3 protein-coding genes are annotated in these 1318 nt (G+C 32.6%); 1 reads left to right on the plus strand and 2 read right to left on the minus strand.

The features are described 5' to 3' along the window. Positions 1-271: 271 nt before the first annotated feature. Positions 272-439 carry a hypothetical protein gene (locus C9J37_RS28705; RefSeq protein WP_167397465.1) on the minus strand — a complete coding sequence of 56 codons (168 nt, stop codon included), beginning with the start codon at positions 437-439 and terminating at the stop codon, positions 272-274. 93 nt (positions 440-532) lie between these two features. Here C9J37_RS28705 and C9J37_RS29510 point away from each other — a divergent pair, with 93 nt between their 5' ends. After that, positions 533-700 carry a hypothetical protein gene (locus tag C9J37_RS29510; RefSeq protein WP_167397464.1) on the plus strand — a complete coding sequence of 56 codons (168 nt, stop codon included), beginning with the start codon at positions 533-535 and terminating at the stop codon, positions 698-700. 107 nt (positions 701-807) lie between these two features. On the opposite strand, the gene C9J37_RS27640 is transcribed toward C9J37_RS29510, so the two are convergent. Beyond that, on the minus strand, positions 808-1038 hold the full coding sequence (locus C9J37_RS27640) for a hypothetical protein (RefSeq protein ID WP_201262234.1): 231 nt from the start codon (positions 1036-1038) through the stop codon (positions 808-810). Between the last annotated feature and the right edge of the window lie 280 nt (positions 1039-1318).

Here is a 1318-nt window from a genome sequence, read left to right on the forward strand (position 1 = left end):
TAGCAGTCGATCGTATCAACTTACTTTTACAGTTACAAAACAAAGCAGCATAATTTTTCAAAAAACCAAAAACCGACCACGGGAGCAGTCTAAGCTCTTGAAAAAATCGATTTATGAAATTGATTCACTTGAAATAGTGATAATGGTTGTGTATATTTTTTTACATGAACAATTTTAATAGCATTTCCTTTATTTTTATCATGTAAGTAAGATTTATAAAATGAATAATTTAAACCTGATTGTGATTTTGTTGCAGTCCAAAGATCTTCAATTATAATAAGCTTCTCCCAATCGTAAGTAATTGTGAATTTTTAGGACCTCCTTTTATGATAACCATGTCGCCTGTTTTTTCTACTTCTTCGTTATTTTCTTCGATAGATAAGATAAGCGTATATTTGACCGCGTAGCCTTCTCCTTCGGTTTTTTTCCAAAGAATCAAATTTGATGTCCTTTAATTGTACTGCGTTATGGTTATCGAGAAAATAATTTTTGGGAAAATTTACTCGTCTGTCTTGCCCTAGGTAATGCACATGTGCAACGTGTGGATGATAAGGTGAACAACACGCTAAACAATCCACTTGATGCTGAAATTGTAGACACGAAAGTCGGCTATATGTTCGGTAATATAAATATTTCACTCTCAACAGCACGCATCCCTAAAACAGCAATACGCGCTATTCAAAGCCCTAATCAATCATAGCTTTAACGATGTCACCACATACGCATTTGTTTGGAACCGTACGTACAGTGGTGTGAGAGGTCGGGAGTTAACCACTCCATCCTACTCGATTGTAAAAAAGTATATTTTTACCATATTAGCTTTGGATATATATCAGAAAATTTTATGTCTTCTATTGTTCCTTTTTCAAGTAGTTCTTCATAGCCATTAAATTCTTGAGAATACTGATCTTTAACTCTTGATAGATAGGATTTACCACGATAATGACTTATCCAATATTCCTCACCTTTATAATAAAAATTCAGTTCATCATTCATTTCGAGAAGGCTTTTAAACTCTAAGTACTCTTTTTCTGTCATGCCTATACCTCCTTTTAGTATGCCTCACATCTTTTAGTACCATTCCAAATTGGCTTTTAATCCTAAAACATTGTTGGTATATTAAATTATTACAAGTATACTATAAAAAAATCTTTTTTCATGAGATTGAAATGAAGAAGGGACTGTCAATATTTTTGTGTAAATGACAATCCAACCTTTTCTAGTAGATCATCACATTTTTATTTTAAATACATTTGTTCGAAGGATTGATTTTGGTTTTTGGGAAGGGTTAACCCTTCCTAAAAACCAAAATTTCGCC

Origin of the sequence: Lysinibacillus mangiferihumi (assembly GCF_003049665.1) — a bacterium.
Taxonomy (GTDB): domain Bacteria; phylum Bacillota; class Bacilli; order Bacillales_A; family Planococcaceae; genus Lysinibacillus; species Lysinibacillus mangiferihumi.

Coding starts and splice junctions, on each gene's coding strand:
- C9J37_RS27640 (WP_201262234.1), bottom strand. CDS start 1,038: ATGACAGAAAAAGAGTACTTAGAGTTTAAAAGCCTTCTCGAAATGAAT.